Annotated in this window: 19 protein-coding genes and 1 pseudogene; 8 read left to right on the top strand and 12 right to left on the bottom strand. The window is 45.8% G+C overall.

The features are described 5' to 3' along the window. Window positions 1–51 precede the first annotated feature (51 nt). From kduI to FBF61_RS27065, 5 genes are all read left to right on the top strand, one after another. Window positions 52–882: a 5-dehydro-4-deoxy-D-glucuronate isomerase gene (gene kduI / locus FBF61_RS27085; protein WP_138483298.1), complete on the top strand. Its 831-nt coding sequence runs from the start codon at window positions 52–54 to the stop codon at window positions 880–882. A gap of 12 nt (window positions 883–894) precedes the next feature. Further along, complete coding sequence (locus tag FBF61_RS27080) at window positions 895–1,242, top strand: cupin domain-containing protein (protein WP_138483296.1); 348 nt, start codon at window positions 895–897, stop codon at window positions 1,240–1,242. 9 nt (window positions 1,243–1,251) lie between these two features. Continuing rightward, window positions 1,252–1,674, top strand: a complete 423-nt coding sequence (locus FBF61_RS27075; RefSeq protein ID WP_138483294.1) for a cupin domain-containing protein — start codon at window positions 1,252–1,254, stop codon at window positions 1,672–1,674. A 91-nt stretch (window positions 1,675–1,765) separates the two neighbouring features. Then, window positions 1,766–3,034, top strand: a complete 1,269-nt coding sequence (locus FBF61_RS27070) for an MFS transporter (RefSeq protein ID WP_229215244.1) — start codon at window positions 1,766–1,768, stop codon at window positions 3,032–3,034. Window positions 3,035–3,118: 84 nt separating this feature from the next. Beyond that, window positions 3,119–3,550, top strand: a complete 432-nt coding sequence (locus tag FBF61_RS27065) for a nuclear transport factor 2 family protein (RefSeq protein ID WP_138483290.1) — start codon at window positions 3,119–3,121, stop codon at window positions 3,548–3,550. Window positions 3,551–3,625: 75 nt separating this feature from the next. Here FBF61_RS27065 and FBF61_RS35150 read toward each other — a convergent pair whose 3' ends face one another. The 5 genes from FBF61_RS35150 to FBF61_RS27045 form a co-directional block, all read right to left on the bottom strand. Next, complete coding sequence (locus FBF61_RS35150) at window positions 3,626–4,111, bottom strand: PDDEXK nuclease domain-containing protein (RefSeq protein ID WP_229215243.1); 486 nt, start codon at window positions 4,109–4,111, stop codon at window positions 3,626–3,628. A 25-nt stretch (window positions 4,112–4,136) separates the two neighbouring features. Continuing rightward, a complete protein-coding gene (locus tag FBF61_RS35145; protein ID WP_310590289.1) occupies window positions 4,137–4,520 on the bottom strand; it encodes a DUF1016 N-terminal domain-containing protein in 384 nt (127 codons plus the stop codon). A 171-nt stretch (window positions 4,521–4,691) separates the two neighbouring features. Continuing rightward, window positions 4,692–5,906, bottom strand: coding sequence for an ATP-grasp domain-containing protein (locus tag FBF61_RS27055; RefSeq protein ID WP_138483288.1), 1,215 nt, complete (start codon window positions 5,904–5,906; stop codon window positions 4,692–4,694). A 112-nt stretch (window positions 5,907–6,018) separates the two neighbouring features. Then, the gene (locus tag FBF61_RS27050) at window positions 6,019–7,428 is read right to left on the bottom strand and encodes a leucyl aminopeptidase family protein (RefSeq protein WP_138483286.1); all 1,410 of its coding nucleotides are present in this window, start codon (window positions 7,426–7,428) and stop codon (window positions 6,019–6,021) included. A gap of 44 nt (window positions 7,429–7,472) precedes the next feature. After that, the gene (locus FBF61_RS27045; protein ID WP_138483284.1) at window positions 7,473–9,023 is read right to left on the bottom strand and encodes a M20/M25/M40 family metallo-hydrolase; all 1,551 of its coding nucleotides are present in this window, start codon (window positions 9,021–9,023) and stop codon (window positions 7,473–7,475) included. A gap of 205 nt (window positions 9,024–9,228) precedes the next feature. Here FBF61_RS27045 and FBF61_RS27040 point away from each other — a divergent pair, with 205 nt between their 5' ends. Both FBF61_RS27040 and FBF61_RS27035 read left to right on the top strand, forming a co-directional pair. Then, window positions 9,229–10,137: a UbiA family prenyltransferase gene (locus FBF61_RS27040; protein ID WP_138483281.1), complete on the top strand. Its 909-nt coding sequence runs from the start codon at window positions 9,229–9,231 to the stop codon at window positions 10,135–10,137. Window positions 10,138–10,156: 19 nt separating this feature from the next. Continuing rightward, window positions 10,157–10,792 carry a class I SAM-dependent methyltransferase gene (locus tag FBF61_RS27035; protein ID WP_138483279.1) on the top strand — a complete coding sequence of 212 codons (636 nt, stop codon included), beginning with the start codon at window positions 10,157–10,159 and terminating at the stop codon, window positions 10,790–10,792. 102 nt (window positions 10,793–10,894) lie between these two features. Here the strand turns inward: FBF61_RS27035 and FBF61_RS27030 are convergent, their stop codons facing one another. After that, window positions 10,895–11,797: an EamA family transporter gene (locus tag FBF61_RS27030; RefSeq protein ID WP_138483277.1), complete on the bottom strand. Its 903-nt coding sequence runs from the start codon at window positions 11,795–11,797 to the stop codon at window positions 10,895–10,897. Between the two features lie 160 nt (window positions 11,798–11,957). Here FBF61_RS27030 and FBF61_RS27025 point away from each other — a divergent pair, with 160 nt between their 5' ends. Further along, a complete protein-coding gene (locus FBF61_RS27025; RefSeq protein ID WP_138483275.1) occupies window positions 11,958–12,755 on the top strand; it encodes an HAD family hydrolase in 798 nt (265 codons plus the stop codon). A 73-nt stretch (window positions 12,756–12,828) separates the two neighbouring features. Here the strand turns inward: FBF61_RS27025 and fabF are convergent, their stop codons facing one another. The 6 genes and pseudogenes from fabF to FBF61_RS26995 form a co-directional block, all read right to left on the bottom strand. Then, window positions 12,829–14,082 carry a beta-ketoacyl-ACP synthase II gene (fabF, locus tag FBF61_RS27020; protein WP_138483273.1) on the bottom strand — a complete coding sequence of 418 codons (1,254 nt, stop codon included), beginning with the start codon at window positions 14,080–14,082 and terminating at the stop codon, window positions 12,829–12,831. 34 nt (window positions 14,083–14,116) lie between these two features. After that, window positions 14,117–14,419, bottom strand: coding sequence for a DUF2798 domain-containing protein (locus FBF61_RS27015; protein WP_229215242.1), 303 nt, complete (start codon window positions 14,417–14,419; stop codon window positions 14,117–14,119). After that, a pseudogene (locus FBF61_RS27010) lies at window positions 14,419–15,158 on the bottom strand (SDR family oxidoreductase). The gene FBF61_RS27015 and the pseudogene FBF61_RS27010 overlap by 1 nt, the downstream one beginning before the upstream one ends. 96 nt (window positions 15,159–15,254) lie before the next feature. Next, window positions 15,255–15,842 carry a TetR/AcrR family transcriptional regulator gene (locus FBF61_RS27005; protein ID WP_138483271.1) on the bottom strand — a complete coding sequence of 196 codons (588 nt, stop codon included), beginning with the start codon at window positions 15,840–15,842 and terminating at the stop codon, window positions 15,255–15,257. A gap of 137 nt (window positions 15,843–15,979) precedes the next feature. Further along, window positions 15,980–17,239, bottom strand: a complete 1,260-nt coding sequence (locus FBF61_RS27000) for a PQQ-dependent sugar dehydrogenase (RefSeq protein WP_138483269.1) — start codon at window positions 17,237–17,239, stop codon at window positions 15,980–15,982. A gap of 84 nt (window positions 17,240–17,323) precedes the next feature. Then, on the bottom strand, window positions 17,324–17,785 hold the full coding sequence (locus FBF61_RS26995; RefSeq protein WP_229215241.1) for a DUF6841 family protein: 462 nt from the start codon (window positions 17,783–17,785) through the stop codon (window positions 17,324–17,326). Window positions 17,786–17,834: the final 49 nt, after the last annotated feature.

Raw genomic sequence — 17,834 nt, 5'->3', positions numbered from 1 at the left:
CCAATATCCAATAGCTGAAGGCCGACAGCCGACAGCTGATAGCTAAAACGTATGCAAATAAGATTTGAATCCAGCCGCAAGGAAGTATCACAAATGAATACCGAAGTCCTGCGCGAGAATTTTTTAATTGAAAATATATTTGAAAACGGAAAGATACATTTTGTCTATTCGCATTATGACCGCGTGATGATCGGAGGAGCAATTCCCACTGATACCCCGATCCGGCTTGAAACTTATGATGCTTTAAAAGCAGATTATTTTCTGGAACGGCGGGAAATCGGTATCATAAACATTGGCGGAGACGGGAAAATAAGTACGGACGGGGAAGTTTTTGAATTAAAAAAAATGAGCTGTCTCTATGTGGGCAAAGGGACGCAAGAAGTACTATTTTCAAGCAGCGACCCGGCCAGTCCGGCGGTATTTTATCTCCTGTCGTCCCCCGCACACCAGACCTGCCCGACTACCCTGTTCACAAAAGAAGACGCCGCCCCGCTCACCGTAGGAAGTATGGAAACTTCCAATCACCGCACGATTTACAAATACATCCATCTGGCTGGGATCCAAAGCTGCCAGCTCGTGATGGGGCTCACCGTTCTGCAGACAGGAAGCGTTTGGAATACCATGCCCTCCCACGTCCACGACAGGCGGATGGAAGCATATTGTTATTTTGATATTCCTGATAACCAAAAGGTTTTACATTTGATGGGCGAGCCTTCTGAAACCAGGCATCTATGGGTTTCTGACCGCCAGGCGATTATTTCTCCGCCCTGGTCTGTCCACTCGGGCTGCGGTACTTCCAATTACTCGTTTATCTGGGGTATGGCCGGAGAAAATAAGGATTATACGGATATGGACGCTGTGGCTATGCATGATCTCAGATAAACGCTAATAGCAATGGAGCAATTGAAAGGTAAAGAATACATTCAGGATAACGACATTCCATGGGAAGATCTCGGGAGTGGGCTGAAAAGGAAGATCATGGCTTACGACGATAATCTGATGATGGTCAAAGTAGCTTTTGAGATCGGGGGGATTGGTGCCCTGCACAGTCATTTCCATACCCAGATGAGCTATATCGAAAGCGGGAGTTTTGAAATTACCATCGGAAACAAAAAACAGATGCTCAAAAAAGGGGATGCTTATCACGTACAGCCTGACGTTGTACATGGCGCGTTATGTTTAGAAGAAGGAATTCTGGTTGATATTTTTACACCCATGCGGGCGGATTTTTTAACACATTAAATAATTAAAATGAAAAAAATCAACATAACACTCGTCTTATTTTTCGGCATATTATTGGTTTCCAGCCATTTATTTGCTCAAAGTCCTGCGCAGCTTGCAAAAGGAAAGCAATTTATAATCGATGCGGATATTCCGTGGCAGGAGATCGGACCCGGGGTTAAGCGCAAGATCATGTCTTATGACGAGACCATGATGATGGTAAAAATCGATTTCCAGAAAGGCGGGATCGGAGCACCACACAAGCATGTCCATACCCAGATGAGCTACGTTGAAAGCGGAGTTTTTGAGGTTACCATCGCAGATAAAAAACAAACCCTAAAAAAAGGAGATGGATATTATATTCCCTCAAATGTCATGCACGGAGCTGTTTGTATCGAAGCGGGTGTTTTGATAGACCTGTTCACGCCCATGCGGGAAGACTTTGTAAAATAACTTAAAGGGCAATCCGGGAAAATGTCGTCTGCTAAAATACGCTTAGCCTTAACTTACATTTATCCGAATATCCTCCTTTATGGAAAACCAAATGACAAAATATCGCTGGCGGGTTGTCGCCCTGCTTTTTTGCGCCACCACCATCAATTACCTCGACCGGCAGGTGCTTGGCTTGCTAAAACCAACATTAGAACAAGATTTTAATTGGAGCGAGACCGATTTCAGTCATATCGTTATGGCTTTTCAGACTGCATATGCAGTTTCGCTCATTGGTTTCGGTGCGATCATTGATAAAATCGGGACAAAGCTTGGCTATACCATATCTGTGGTTGTGTGGAGCATTGCCGCCATGCTGCATGCAGTTGCCACAGGCACTTTCAGCTTTGGTCTCATGCGTGCATTGCTGGGCATGGGCGAAGCAGGCAATTTCCCGGTCGCTATCAAAGCCACAGCAGAATGGTTTCCAAAAAAGGAACGTGCGCTGGCTACCGGTATTTTCAACTCGGGAGCGAACATTGGCGCAGTGGTCGCACCGATTATGGTTCCCTGGATCCTGGGCGCTTATGGCTGGCAGGAAGCCTTCCTGATCACCGGCGCAGTTGGTTTCATCTGGCTGTTTTTCTGGATAAAGTATTACGAACTTCCGGCGAACCACCCCCGCATCAACAAAGCGGAGTTCGACTACATTCATAGTGATAACGAAGCCGACACCAGCAAAGAAGCTCCTGTAAAATGGCTCGAATTGTTTAAAATCCGTCAAACCTGGGCATTCGTTTTCGGCAAAATGCTTACCGATCCGATATGGTGGTTTTTCCTGTACTGGCTTCCTTCCTATTTTGCAGAAGCATTTAAGCTGAACCTCTCCAAACCAAGCCCGGAACTGGTTATTGTTTACACTGCGACCACGATCGGCAGCATTGGCGGCGGCTATCTTTCCGGTTACTTTATCAAAAAAGGGTGGCCTATCTTCCGGGCAAGGAAGACCTCCATGCTCATTTTTGCATTTCTGGTTACACCCATCATGCTCGCCCAATATACCACGAACATCTGGCAGGCAGTGGTGCTGATTAGTCTTGCAGCGGCCGCCCACCAGGCCTGGAGCGCCAACATTTTCACTACTGCCTCGGATATGTTCCCCAAAAAGGCCGTGAGCTCCGTGGTAGGTATCGGCGGAATGGCCGGATCAGTAGGCGGTATACTTTTCCCGCTTTTGGTAGGGATAATTCTGGACAACTATAAAACGGCCGGAAATATCGGTGCAGGTTACAATATTATTTTTGTCATCTGCGGCTTTGCTTATCTGGTGGCTTGGGGAGTAATGCATTTCTTCGCCCCTAAGATGGAGCAAGTTGAGATTTAGGCTGCCGGATTTCAGCTGTCGGCCATCGGCTTTTTTGATATGCGGTCCTTGTGAGAACTTTAACTATTTTTTAAATTATTTGAAATGAAAAAAACACTCCTGATCGCCGCGCTGCTATTGACCAGCGTACTGACTTTTGCACAAAGCAAGGACGAAAAAGCAGTTGCAGAGGCGGTGGAAAAGCTTCGTACTGCGATTCTTGCAGCCAACGAAGCCGACTTAACGAAACTAACCTCTCCTTCCCTTACCTACGGGCACTCGAATGGTTTAATGGAAGATCAAAAAGAATTTATCCGTGCATTGACCAGCGGAGATTCAAAATTCACAAGCATTGAATTAAGTGAACAAACGATCTCCATTTCCGGCGATGTAGCTATGGTCCGCCACAAACTGATGGGCGGTACCCATAACAAAGGCAAAGACCCCGGAGAGGTTCGATTAGGCGTTTTCACAGTTTGGCAAAAAACAAAAGGAAACTGGCAGCTGCTGGGCCGTCAGGCTTTCAGATTGCTTTAAGTAAAGTATTTCGTTAAAACAAAAGCACCCGCTGATTTGATGATTGGCGGGTGCTTTTTTGGTTATCGGATCACGCTATAACGAATCTCTCTGACTCAGTTTTTGTTGCGCAATTTCAACTGCTTTATGCAATTTTTCCTGTAACAGTTCAGTGGGCGGAAGCGCGGTCATATAATCTGCTACGCGAATATTGGTCTTATCCAACTGGAGTAATTCTATATGTTCCTCATTTTTGCCGGTGCATAGAATCAATCCGATCGGTGAATTCTCGCCTTCTGCCAACTCGTATTTTTCCAGGTAACGCAGATACAATTCCATTTGTCCTTTAAAGCCCGCTTCAAATTCCCCAAGTTTCAGATCAATCGCTATCAGACATCTTAGTCTCCGGTGATAAAAAAGGAGATCGATATAATAATCACGGTTGTCGATGCTGATGCGTTTTTGTCGGGACAAAAATGCAAAATCACTGCCCATTTCGGTGATGAACCGCTGCAATTCCACAATGATCGAAGTTTCCAGATCTTTCTCCGAATAGGTATCCGACAATCCCGGGAAATCCAAAAAATAAGGATCTCTGAAAACCAGATCAGGGCGTAATTTTGTTGGTTTTCAGTAAATCCAGCTCAGTCAAGATCATCTCTTCCGGCTTCTTGCTGATAGCAGTGCGTTCGTAGAGCATGGATTGGATCCGTTCTCTGAAAGTACGGACGCTCCATTTTTCTAAAATGCACATCTGGATATAAAATTCCCGTTTTACAGGATCTGTAATAGGTATCAGTTCTTTAACATGCGACCAGCTCAATTTTCGCGACAACGTAGCGACATTTTTTTCATCGTCAAATTCTATCGCAAACTGCACCATTCTCCTCAGACTTTTCTCAGAAAACGAAGGGCCATACTCGGTCTCCAATTGTCGCGACAGCGTAGCGACAATTTCTTTACCGTATTCTGCGCGTTTATTCTTTAAAATTTCCTGATGAATTGTCCTCCCGATCTGTCAGTACATCATACTCATCATTGCGTTTACTGACGAAGCAATTTGATGCTTACTCTGATCGATAAGTTGTCTGATTGAAATAAACAGCTGACCTTTTTCTAATACTTTGGTCATCAAGTAGCATAATTTAAATGTGTGCAATCCTTAATTAGTCGGCCTTTCAGGGACGGGAGCCGAAGCGTGGTATTTTTTCTGGATGATTTCGGCATACTTGTCCAGCAGCTCGATCACTTTTTGCCGCGATTTCGAATGAACTACCAGCCCGACATGATAGGGTTCGTCCATTCGCCAGACAATTTCAGGGTCATTGAAAACCGACAGATCCGGCCATTCGTGGCGTGCCAGAGAGATAATAATGCCTGAGTAATCCTTTTTGACCGGAGGCAATTTATAATTTTCACCTTTTGCCTCAGCTGTTTCCATCTTTGCCCATTCCTTCCAGAGATTGATCCCCGACGACGCCTCTACCATCTCGGATAAATTGGCCCCTCCTACTCTGGACGAAGTTTCCAGAAAATAATATTTGCCATCGTCATAACAACGGATGACTTCCGTATGTGAGGCGCTGTGTTTGAGGCCAAATGCTTTCAGCATATCTACCGCCAGCGTTTCCAGCGCGTGTTCTTCCGATGAGTCAAAAGGTACTGTTACCGAACGGAATATCCCTCCTCCGTGTGCAACGTCAAAAGGCGGGGCGAGGTACTTGCTGCTCCACGAAAAGATCACCCTCCCATTATACGAAATCGAATCAACATGATATACGTCCCCTGGCTTGTACTGTTCTACCAGATAAGAATGACGCTTATCGCCGAGCTCGTGGATAGTCTGCCACAATTCCTCCGCACTGTGCATTTTCTTGATGCCCGTCGCAGATGCCTCAGACCGTGGTTTGATCATCCAGGGGCCAGGGTAATGTTCAATGAAACGATTGATCTCCTCGTCATTGAACAATGCAGAAAAACCAGGAACGAGAATACCCGACTCCGCTGCCTTGGTACGCATGGCAAGCTTGTCACGGAAATACCGTCCGGTGGTCTGGCCCATGCCAGGAATGCGAAAATATTCCCTGATATGCGCTGCTTTTTCAACATCAAAGTCATCCAGCGCCACTACGCGGTCAATGGGGCGGCTTCGCATCACGTAAGCCAGACCATTGATAATATCCATCATATCATACGTCCCGTCTTCTTCCTCTTCAACGTAGAAAAACTCATCCACGGACTCTCTTACCCATGGCTTATTTTCGAGTTTTTTAGCTGTCAGGAGATACACATTGTTGCCTGCATCTTTACAGGCTTTCAAAAAATCGTTCCCCTTAAAGTATGTTGAGATACAAAGAAAAGTGAGAGCTCGGGCCATAAATGATGAATTGGTGGAAAAACTTACTTTCTCAAATCTAACAAAAAGAACCAGTTTTGCAAGGCAACCCTGAGTTAAATTTCTGCTGCGATTTCTGTCTGCGATTTTACAATCAGGCAATCCCTGAACCAACCAAAGCAGACAAATAAGCCCGTAGTAAACGCACTCCGTAAGCCGTGCCAGCCCTTCCGGGAGCAAACTCAGTATCTCCGAAAGCCATTCCAGCGATATCAAGGTGTGCCCATGCAGGGTGCTCATCTGTAAAAGCCTCTAAAAATTTGGCAGCAACGATTGCACCGGCCAACGGCTTCCCGTGGTAGTTTTTCAAATCAGCGATGTCGGAGGCAATTTCTTCCTTGTATTCATCCCAGACCGGCAAACGCCAGAGACGCTCGCCGGTACTATCGCCAGCGGCGGCCAACTCCGCTGCCAATGAATCATCAGGCGTAAAAAGGCCGGCAGCCTCATAACCAAGGGTTTGGATAACACTTCCGGTCAGAGTAGCGAGATCGATAAGGATATCCGGCTTGTAATTCCGGATGGCATAACTAAGGCCGTCGGCCAGGATCAGCCGTCCCTCGGCATCGGTATCGATTACTTCAATGGTTTTTCCCGCATAGGAATTAATGACGTCTCCTGGCTTTATAGAGAGCCCGTCCACGCTGTTTTCGGTGGATGGAATTATACCCACGATCCGTATGGGAAGTTTCAGCTGCGCAGCCAGTTCCACGATTCCCAGTACCGCCGCGGCGCCGCCCATATCACTTTTCATCAGGTGCATATTGGCGGAGGTTTTAATCGATATTCCCCCGGTATCAAACGTTACGCCCTTCCCTACCAGCGCAATGGTTTTCTCATATTTTTCGGGCTGATAATCTGTAATGATCATGACCGGCGGGGCTTCACTTCCCTTGCTTACAGCCAGCAAAGCATGCATACCCAATTCTTCCAATTTCTTTTTATCAAAAACAGTGACCTGATATCCGTTTTCTTCCCCGGATGCCAGCGCCCAGGAACCGAGCGTTTCGGGCTTTTTATGGTTCCCCGGTGCGTTCATCAAATCCATGATACGCATTTGCACCATTGCGGTTTGCTTCGCGACGAGTATGCTTTTTTCCAGCGTGGAAGATTCTTTGTCGATCAAAACAAACAGTTTACCGTTTTCACCGAAGAAGTCGCTGATCAGTTTGGGATCCGTTTTATAGAGCTGAAGATTATATCCTCCCAGCATAATTCCGTTGATAGCCTCTTCAAGCCAGCCGGCCGCCCGGCCTCTCCCGTCTAAAATAATCTGCTCCGGCCAGCGGTCTTTCCGCTTGAAAAAAAACGAGCGGAAGATTTTCAACAAAGCGGGCAGTTTCGGCGCCTTCCCGAGCCCAAGCCAGACCTCCTGAGAAGAATACCACCATACCTCCCCTTTTTCGGCCTTGAACATAGCCTGGTTTTCAGGCTCGAAACCCTGTTCGAAAGGACGGACCAGAAGAACTCCTTCCTCTGATTCCGTAATTTGAGTTATCAGCATTACTTTTCGGGATCTTTATTTAAATCAAAAATCAAAATATCAGGTTAATCCAGGCCTCCTCTGCGAGTCGGTTTTCTCGGTTCGGGCCATGTGGCCGGTTCGCCTTTTGCGCCCAGTGGCAAAACGCTTTTTTCCCGTGATGTTTTTACAGGATCCTCACTCGCCTGATAGGCCAGGATCGCAGTCAGAATTGCGTTGCTGCGTACATCGTCAAACACGATCTTATCATAAGTATCACGGTTTGTATGCCAGGTATAGGTGCCATAGGACCAATTCAGTGAGCTAAGCGAAAATGCAGGAGCCCCGGCCGCTACGAAAGAAGCAAAGTCAGAGCCACCTCCGCCCGGGATGCTGGGAAATTTCAATTCGATCGGTGCTTTAATGGTCTCGGGGACTTTTACCAGCCAGCGTCCCAGATAGTCGTAGGCGTTCAGGAAACCCTGCCCTGAAAGGTTGATAACCCGTCCGGTGCCATTGTCCTGATTAAAGACAGCCTGTATATTCTGTACAATTTCCGGGTGGTCTTCCACAAATGCCCTTGAACCGTTCAAACCCTGCTCTTCACTTCCCCAATGCCCCACCAAGATCGTCCTTTTAGGGTTTGGGTACACTTTCTTCAGAATACGCATAGCCTCCATCATCACAATAGTACCGGTACCATTGTCAGTTGCTCCGGTACCGCCGTCCCAGGAGTCAAAATGAGCGGAGAGGATCACATATTCGTTGGGTTTTTCGGTTCCTTTAATTTCCCCGATCGTGTTGAAAGTCCCGCTCACGCCGGTCTCTTTCGCATCCGCTCTCACGCTGATCCTGGGCGTGTGCCCCGACTCGGCTAACCGGTAAAGCAATCCGTAATCTTCCAGGGAAATATCGATGGTAGGGATTTTTTTGGTATAAGCCCCGAAAATCTTGTTGGCCCCAAAACCTTTTGACCAATAACACATGACTATTCCGGCAGCGCCCGCGTTTTCCAATGCAACCGGCAATGTACGTGTGGTATAACCTGTCTTCCTCAAACGGTTTGTCCAGGCCTCGGTCTGGGCGTCACGTTGTTTTTTCATTTTGTCAAAAGACTCTTTCGTAGCAAATTCCTGCCAATTGTAGTCGGGCCTTCCGGTGGGCTGGTTCATACTGATCATCACAAATTTCCCTTTTGCGGTCGGAAGCCATTTTTGAAAGGCCGTTGAATCCGCCATATCAGGAACAATGATCACATCAGCAGTAACCGCTTTGCCACCGGTTCCAGGGCTCCATGCCAGCTGCATCCCTTCCAGCGATTTCACCCGAGGCGATACCATTTCAATATGGGACACGCCACGCTCCCATCCCCGCCATTCGCCCCATTTTTCATTTTTGGCCGAAATATTCCAGTCTTTATACTTTGCCACTGCCCAATCGTGCGCCTGCTGCATCTGCGGGGACCCTACCAGTCTTGGCCCGATAACATCCAACAGTTCATGGGCCAGTTTTTCGAGCTGCGAATGCTCAGTGGCTTCTTTTACAATACTTTCCACTACCGGATCTTTACTTTGTGAAAAACAAAAAGAAACCGACAGCAGCGATATCTGTATAATCAGAATAGCGACTTTTTTCATGTATGTTCTATGGATTTGTGATTTTACTGTTTTCTAATGTAGGAAATCCCGGCGAAGCTTTGGGTACGGCATTGAAAAATTTAAACTTGATACCTCAATAATTTTATTTGCCAGTGTCAGCCCGCATTTCATAATAAATTCCCAGGGATCTATGAATGCAGCGCCGGAAGCGGTAGTTTTAGTTTTTCTAGATTAAAATCCTGGTATGGGAAACCGAGTGGTGGCTTTCATTTTCTTTGCCAATTATTTTGTCGGATTGCTGGCTGTTGCGCTGTCGGTTGAAACCGCATTTCAGCTTAATCTGCCGCTCAACTCACCTGCCTATTACTTGCTGGTTTTCAGTGCCACAGTCATGTATTACACCAAAGCGTATGCTGTTCCGGCGAGTGAAATAACCTCGGCCAATCCGCGCACTGAATGGTACCGGCTTCAACATGGGTTCATACGCATAAGCCAGGTTGTTTTTCTGGTGTTAAGTATGGGTGCCGGAATTTGGTTATTGAATAAAGATTTTTCACGAATTCTCCGGTTGCCTTTCATTTACTGGCTGCTGCTGTCTGCTATCCCACTGGCTGCGATTTTGTATTACGGCCTGTTACCCAAATCCATTATCTCCCTCAATCTCAGAAACACCGGCTGGCTGAAAGCATTTGTGATCGGTTTTGTATGGGCGGGGTCTGTAAACCTTTTCCCGGTTGCGGTGGTGCATATTGAACGGGGCATATCGGTCGCGGAACCGGTTTTTATGTTATGGCTTTTTATTAAAAACTGGATGTTCTGCACAGTTAATGCAATCATGTTCGACATGAAAGACTACGAAGACGATGCCAATATCGAGCTGAAAACGTTCGCCGTGAGAATGGGATTGAGAAATACGATCTCCTATGTGTTGGTGCCGCTCTTGTCTATCGGGTTGCTTTCACTTTTGATATTTGCGGTGTCAAGGGGTTTCAATATCTTGACGATACTCTTGAATCTCATACCGTTTCTTTGCCTGCTGCTGGTTGCTTTTTCGCTGCATAAACCGCGCCCGATACTGTATTATCTTATCGTAATCGACGGATTGCTGCTTGTAAAGGCAATTTGCGGGATAATCGGCAGCTTTTTTTCCTAATCCGACTCTCCGGCCTCTTATGAATGTCAACAACTACGATAACGCAGCGGGATTTTATGATTTGCTGAGTCGGCTCGTCTTCGGAAAATCACTGATCCGGGCCCAGCAAGTGTTGCTGCCTTTTGTGAAGCCCGACAGTAAAGTGCTGATCGTGGGTGGCGGAACCGGCTTGATACTCGAAGCAATCGCAGACATCTATCCCGGCGGACTGAAAATTACTTATGTTGAGATTTCAGCCAAAATGATAAAACTGGCACAGAAAAGGGATTGGAAGCAGAATGAGGTTTTATTCGTGCATACGGGCATTGAAAGTTATGTCCCGGCCGGAAGGTTCGATGCGATTATGACATCGTTTCTGTTCGATAATTTCAAAGAAGAACGGGCAGAAAAAGTTTTCAAGATCCTCGATTCGTTACTTTCCCCGGCAGGAAAATGGCTATTTGCGGATTTTACTATTAAGAAAAAAACCGGTGATTTCTGGCAAAAAATCCTCTTAGGGACTATGTACCGGTTCTTTCGAGTACTTTGTAACGTTGAGGCTACAAGGCTGCCTGAAATGGGAATATTATTTCAATCGGCGGGGTATGAAACTTTGTTCGAAACCAAACATTTTCATGATTTCATCGAATCGATTGTTTTTGAAAAACCTTGTTGATAACATTTGCCGCCTCCGCCCCGGGCGGTGCCGCGGGGCTCAGGTATTTCAGCCCGTTGGGCTGGTACCTCTCTCGCCTCACTCCTTCCCTTTCCCCTTTCCTTACCCCGCAATCACATTTCTTCTCCGTCCGAAAATATATTTTTCGTTAAAAACGATGATGGAAAGAAGAATCAGCGAATAAGCCGCAACCTGTACCATATTGATAGGTTCATGAAAATAGAACAGCGCGATCACAAAATTCATGAGAGGATTGATGTAAAGCAGTATTCCCATAGTTGAAGACCTCACTTTTTGTAACGCATACAGATTCATAAAAAGCGGCAGAATCGTAAAAACAACTGCAATCACAACAATCAATGCGTAAAACGATAGCTCTGTGGGAACCCCCTCACTATAAACAGGGTAAAATGGCAGCAGGAGCAAAGCCGAGAAGATGATCTGCACGGTGAGGATCAAAAATTTGTCCAAACCAACATTCTGCCGCTGACCCACCAGATAAAAAGCATAAGAGGCCGCGACGATCAGACTGTAAGCGATATCCGCTATATTACTAAAAGACAACAGCATACAACTCAAAACACTGAGCAAAACCGCCGTCCACTGCCATTTGCTGAGCTTTTCGTCCAGTACAAAAAAGGCGATGACGGTTGTCATGATCGGACATACCAGATAGGCGAAAGAAGCCGCTTTCACACTGATATGGTTCATCACATAAATGAAGAAAAACCAGTTGGCTGTCAGAAGAAACCCGCCGCTTAAAGTCAGCACAGTTATCTTTTGTCTTTGGCCCGGAGAGAAATTTTTGAATATCGTGATATTTTCTTTCAGCACTTTTGTCCTTCCCAGCAAGCTGATCACAGACATGATCACCGCACAAAAAAATACGCGATAGAAAAGAATATCCAAAGAAGCATAATCATGCAGCGGTTTGAGCGCCAGACTGAAAAATCCCCAAATAGTGAAAGAGACCAGCGCGGCAAGATAGTATTTAGAAAATTTCATTAACCTGGCAATATGTTTGACAATCGATGTGAGTGTCATTGTGGAACAGCAAATCTTTTCATACGGTTCGGGTATCAAAATATTTTGGCTACAAATGTCTAAATGGAACCATAGTAAGCTTATTTGTCTTGCTAAATGAGATAACCATTAAAAAAACAGCATGACTTTTTCGAATATCAAACTGATTGCGACTGATATGGACGGTACGCTTTTAAACTCCAGACATGAATTGAACGAATCGTTTTTTCCGGTTTTCAGGAAACTGAAAGACAAGGGGATCATTTTCGTGGCTGCCAGCGGACGTCAGTATTTCAATATGGAAAAAGTCTTGAAAGAGGTCAAGGATGAAGTGATTTTCGCAGCTGAGAACGGAAGCTACATTGTTTTCCGGGATCAGGAAATCCATGTTCAGGACATGGATGGCAGTATCGTAAAAGAACTGATCAACATTGCCAGAAACATACCAGATGCCTACGCGATAATTTGCGGCAAGAAAAAAGCGTATGTCGAAAGCACCGAACCGGCATTCCTGGACCATCTCAAACTTTACTTTGAGCGTTATGAAATTGTGGAAGACTTACTTCTGGTGGATAACGATCAGTTTCTCAAATTCACCGTTTGTGACCTGGCGGGCTCGGAGGTAAACAGTTATCCGCATTTCAAGAGATTTGAGGAGCAGTTGAAAGTGAAAGTTTCAGGTCCTATCTGGCTGGACATTTCGCATAAAAATGCCAATAAAGGCAAAGCAATGGAGGTTCTTCAGACAAAATTCAATGTTTCAGCCGAGCAGACGATGGCTTTCGGAGATTATCTCAATGATCTTGAAATGCTGGAAAAATCTCACTATTCCTACGCGATGGCCAATGCACATCCTGATATCAAAAAAATTGCCCGATTCATCGCCAAAAGCAACGATGAAAACGGGGTAGTGGAAATTCTTGCCGAAGTCGCAGGCTAAGTGTTTATTCATGCAATAAAAAAGTCTTCCTGAGCTGTTGCGACCGGGAAGACTTTTTTTATTGTGAGCCAGATTAAGACTCCGTATACTTCTTGAAGATCGAAGTGGCCGTATGCCCCCCAAACCCAAACGTATTGTTAAGCACGTAGTCGACTTTCTGATTAATCGATTTTCCGAAGATAATATTGAGGCCTTCCGGAATATGCTCGTCCGGGTTTTCAGTATTGATCGTGCCCGGGATCACGTCGTTTTTAGCGGCCAGGACGCTGATCACACTTTCAACAGCTCCGGCTGCTCCCAGCAAATGTCCCGTCATCGATTTGGATGCACTGATTGCCACGGGGTGGTCGCCAAAAACACGTTTTATACCATTCAGCTCACTCATATCACCGAGCCCGGTGGAAGTGGCGTGGGCATTGATGTAATCGATTTTATCCGGAGTAATACCCGCTTCAGCCAACGCTTTGGACATCCCTAATGCAGCACCCAGGCCATTCGGCGGAGTGCCTGTGAGGTGATATGCATCGGCTGCCATTCCGCCTCCAACCATCTCGGCATAAATCGTCGCTCCCCTCTGGATCGCATAATCCATGTCTTCCAATATCAAAGCCCCTGCGCCTTCACCCATCACAAAACCGTCCCTGTCCTGATCAAACGGGCGGGATGCTTTTTCCGGGTTGTCATTTCTTTTGGACAATGCCTGGGCCGCACCAAAACCGCCCAACGCGGAGTGGATAATCGCTGCCTCCGAACCTCCGGCAATCATCACATTCGCTTTACCCAAACGGATCGTATCGAACGCGTTGATGATAGCGGTATTGGAAGATGCACAGGCAGACACCGTACAGTAGTTCGGTCCATGCAATTTATTCCTGATCGAAATGACGCCGGCAGCGATGTCGACGATCATTTTAGGGATAAAGAACGGATTGAAACGCGGGGTTCCGTCCCCGGAATGGAATTCACGCAATTGTTCTTCAAACGTGCCCATCCCTCCATTTCCGGTGGCCCAGATCACGCCGATCTCTGCACGTTCTTCTTCACTCATCGACCCGAAATCCAAGCCTGCGTCACGGATCGCCTGATCCGTCGCAGCAATGGCGTACTGGGTATACAGATCGTATTTTTTTAGTTCTTTTTTATCGATATACTCTTCGGCTACGAAGTTCCTGACTTCACATCCAAACTGTGTTTTGAATTTGGTAACATCTACCTTGGTAATCGGAGCCGCGCCACTCTTACCATTCTTAATATTTTCCCAGAATTCTTCAACCGAATTCCCAAGGGGAGTAATCACTCCCAAACCTGTAACTGCTACTCTTTTCATAAATAGTTTAGAATTGTTTCGACCACATCATAACTTATGTGTCAAACTCCTGAGCCACTGCTTCTTTAAATATCGTTTCAACCAGTTTCTGGACTCTTGGCCCAACCAATAAAATCACTGGAATCACTAGGAAATAGGCCATGCTCCAAGATTTCAGCCAAATCACTAAAAAATTGGTAACAAATCCAATATTTAGAGAAATCAAAGTAAAGGAAATTATACCGGTAGTAATAATTCCCATGATCATCGCGAATGCTATTTTTTGTTTCATCTCAGATATTTTGGAATCACTTTTTTGAATCAGTTGGCTCAGAAGGTTTCTAACCTGTCTTTTCATTAATTTGGGTTCATCGCCAGCAAAGCTTCGGAGGGGGATGCATGAAATAGTTCGAAGATTTGCGCGGTGCGGCCCACATGGATTTCAAATTCATCATTTGCCAATGCATTGATCAGATCGTCAGCAACCGCTTTTGCCGGAATTCCGTTCGCACCGCCGATTTCCTGAGAAAAATCCGTGTTAACCAGTGGAGGCATCAGTTCAAAAACTTTGATTGAAGTCGATTTTGCCAGTGCAATCCTCAGTGACTGGGTGTACGAGTGAAGCGCAGCCTTGCTGGCACCATAGGTAGAAGTAACGTGATTGGGCACAAATGCAACGATACTCGATACATTTACAATAGCGGCTTCTTCGCCTTTTGAAAGCAGTGGGAGCAATTTTTCATTCAACCTGATAATAGCCAGATAATTGGTGTTCATTTCCTCGGCGGCTTTATCCACAGTATCCCCGTCACCGGCAAGACTATGCACAAAAGCCCTCCCTGCATTATTGATGACAACATTTAATGAGGAAAATCTTTGGTCAGCGTAGCAACGAGCTCGTTTACTGCTGCCTTGTCCGCTACGTCCGAAACGATCGCTGTTACATTTTCCAGTTTTGACGCCGCCTCCCTGAGCCTTTCTTCATTTCTTCCGGTAATGATCACTTTGTTTCCTGCTTCTGACAATACCTTAGCGATCTCGAAACCAATTCCTGCACTTCCTCCGGTTACTAAAACCGTATTTCCTGTTGTTTTCATCTTGATTATTATTTGTTTGAATGCATGTTAAAATCTTCGTGTGTTTTATTACGTATTTGAAATAATACCAATCGGTATATTTTATTCCAAAAAAAATCAGCTTAAATCATTGATCATTTTTTCTACTGACTTCATAATAGCAGTTCTGTAGTTGAGCTTGCCCGTCACTTTCGCAACCATGATACCCCCTTCTATCAGTGCGACGATGCTTATTGCTATTTGCTCAGGGTCAACATCCGCGCTGAACTCATTGTTAGCGACCCCTTTTTGAATGATGCCTGCAATGTTGTTCTTCCACCCGGTAATTGCGTCAGCAGCTTTTTCACGCAGAACAGCATGAGTATCGTCAGCTTCGATGGCCGTATTAAGGATCGGACAGCCGCCTTCCGGAAATGCATCCTTATAAAAATTCCCGTACACTTTTGCATACACCATCAGCTTGCCTTTCGCCGACTTTTCTTTTTCCATTTCCCTCCTCACTACCTGATCCACCTTTTTCCGGTTGTGGTCAAATGCTGCCAGCGCCACATCATCCTTATTTCTGAAGTTACCGTAAATGCTTCCTTTCGTCAAGCCGGTGGCAGCCATCATATCATTCACCGACGTCCCTGCATACCCTTTCACATTGAATATGGGAGCCGTTTTTTCCACGATAAATTGTTTGGTCCTTTCTGCTTTGCTCATATTGGTAGCGAATAACATTGCAAAAATATACCAATTGGTATATTTTTGCAAACATTCCTGGATTTATTTTTTAAGACAAAAAAAAACGGCCCGATTCATCCATCAGGCCGCCTATTCTATTTCACACAGCTAATTTCTTACTGGGCGGTAACGCGCCATATTGTGTTTCCCGAATCGTCATTGACCAGCAGTGAACCATCATCCATGACCGTAACACCAACAGGTCGTCCATACACCTTCTCTCCACTCTCTACAAAGCCCGTCAGGAAATCCTCCGGCTTACCAGCAGGTTTTCCGTCTTTGAACGGAACGAACAATACTTTGTAACCCGACAGCGTCGAGCGGTTCCAGGATCCGTGCTGTCCTACGAAAGCACCATTATGATATTTGGCGGGAAATTTGGTTTTATCATAAAATGCCAGGCCGAGCGATGCCGTATGCGAACCCATCGGTACATCGGGGACAATCGTTTTTGCAACCAGTCCCGGATTTTCCCCTTTGCGTCTCGGATCTTCATTTGGCCCGAAATAGGCGTAAGGCCAGCCGTAGAAACCGCCTTCCTTCACGCTCGTAATATAATCGGGGACGAGATCGTCACCCAGTTTGTCCCTTTCATTAACGGCTGTCCACAATTCATTGGATCCCGGCGCCCAGTCCATACCAACCGGATTTCTCAGTCCGCTAGCAAATATTTTTTCTCCGGTACCATCCGGATTGATCTGCAGAATGTTCGCCCGCCGCTTTTCTTCGTCCATTCCATGATCCGCTACATTGCTCGCTGAGCCAACTGAAACATATATTTTCGATCCGTCTGCACTCGCCAGTAAATTGCGCGTCCAATGGTTGTTATATCCGCCGGCAGGCAGTTCCAGGATCTTTTCCCCTTTGCTCGTGATTTTGGTTTCGCCCGGCTTGTAGGGGTATCTGTAAAGTCCGTCGGTATTGGCCACATAGAAATAATTGTTCAGCACAAGCATTCCCAACGGCTTATTGAGCTTTTCAATAAAAATTTCCCTCATTTCAGGGGTACCGTCTTTGTTCACATCGCGAAGAACTGTGATCCGGTCTGCACTTTTTTTGGTACTTGATTCTGCGACAAATACATCACCGTTTGGCGCGATATAGGTCCAGCGTGGGCTGTCAAACTTATCTGCATATTTGGTAACCTTAAAGCCTTCCGGAGCTTTGGGCATTTTCCCCTCCGGCCAGCCGTCCTCTTTCGGGCGGTTCTCCACGGATTCGGTAGCAAAAGGTGCAGGCAAAACAAGACTGTCGGTCACTGTTGCTACCGAGTCCGGCCCGGATGCTGCGGCTTCCTTTTTTTCCTCCTTGCTATTGCAGCCCACCAGTACACCCATTACCAGAAGGCACACCAAAGCAATATTATTCCTTTTCATATTTTTTTAAAGTTTGTTGAAATAAAAAAGCAGATCAATGGTCTATAAGACCTTGATCTGCTTTTTAAAATAATGGTGCCAATGTTACGCTTCCGGTATCAGCCCATGCTCTTTGAGTACACGTTGCTCGTCGCCCGTTATATAGGCAAAAATTTTGAGTTCCTGATTCAAATGCTGAAGAAGGTATAGAACGGTGAATTCAATAGAACCTGATTTCTCTTCCGTTTCATAAAATGATTCCCAATATACTTCAACCATATAATGCAGTTCATTCAGTTCGGTGATATCCAGCTGATTGATAACCATTTTTGTCACACCCACCGAACGATAGAAATCATATCCTTTCGGAATCGACTCCAAAAAAGAATGGTCGTTTTTACCTCCTGTTACCCCTACCGGACTGGCTTCCACGAAGAAGTCTGCAAAGGAGTTGACTGTTTCTTCTGCTACCGGATTTCCGGCAAGCCCCTCCTCAAACCTCCTCTCATATTCCTCGAAAAATTTCTCAATCTTATCATTTACATCTTCCATTTTTTCGGTGATCATTGGTTAAGGAGTATTCATGTTGAAACAATTGTGCCAAAGGAGCAGAACA

Origin of the sequence: Dyadobacter bucti (assembly GCF_005869225.1) — a bacterium.
GTDB lineage: Bacteria > Bacteroidota > Bacteroidia > Cytophagales > Spirosomataceae > Dyadobacter > Dyadobacter bucti.
Note: the sequence above shows the minus strand (reverse complement) of the source record. Positions and strands in the feature narration are given on the sequence as shown.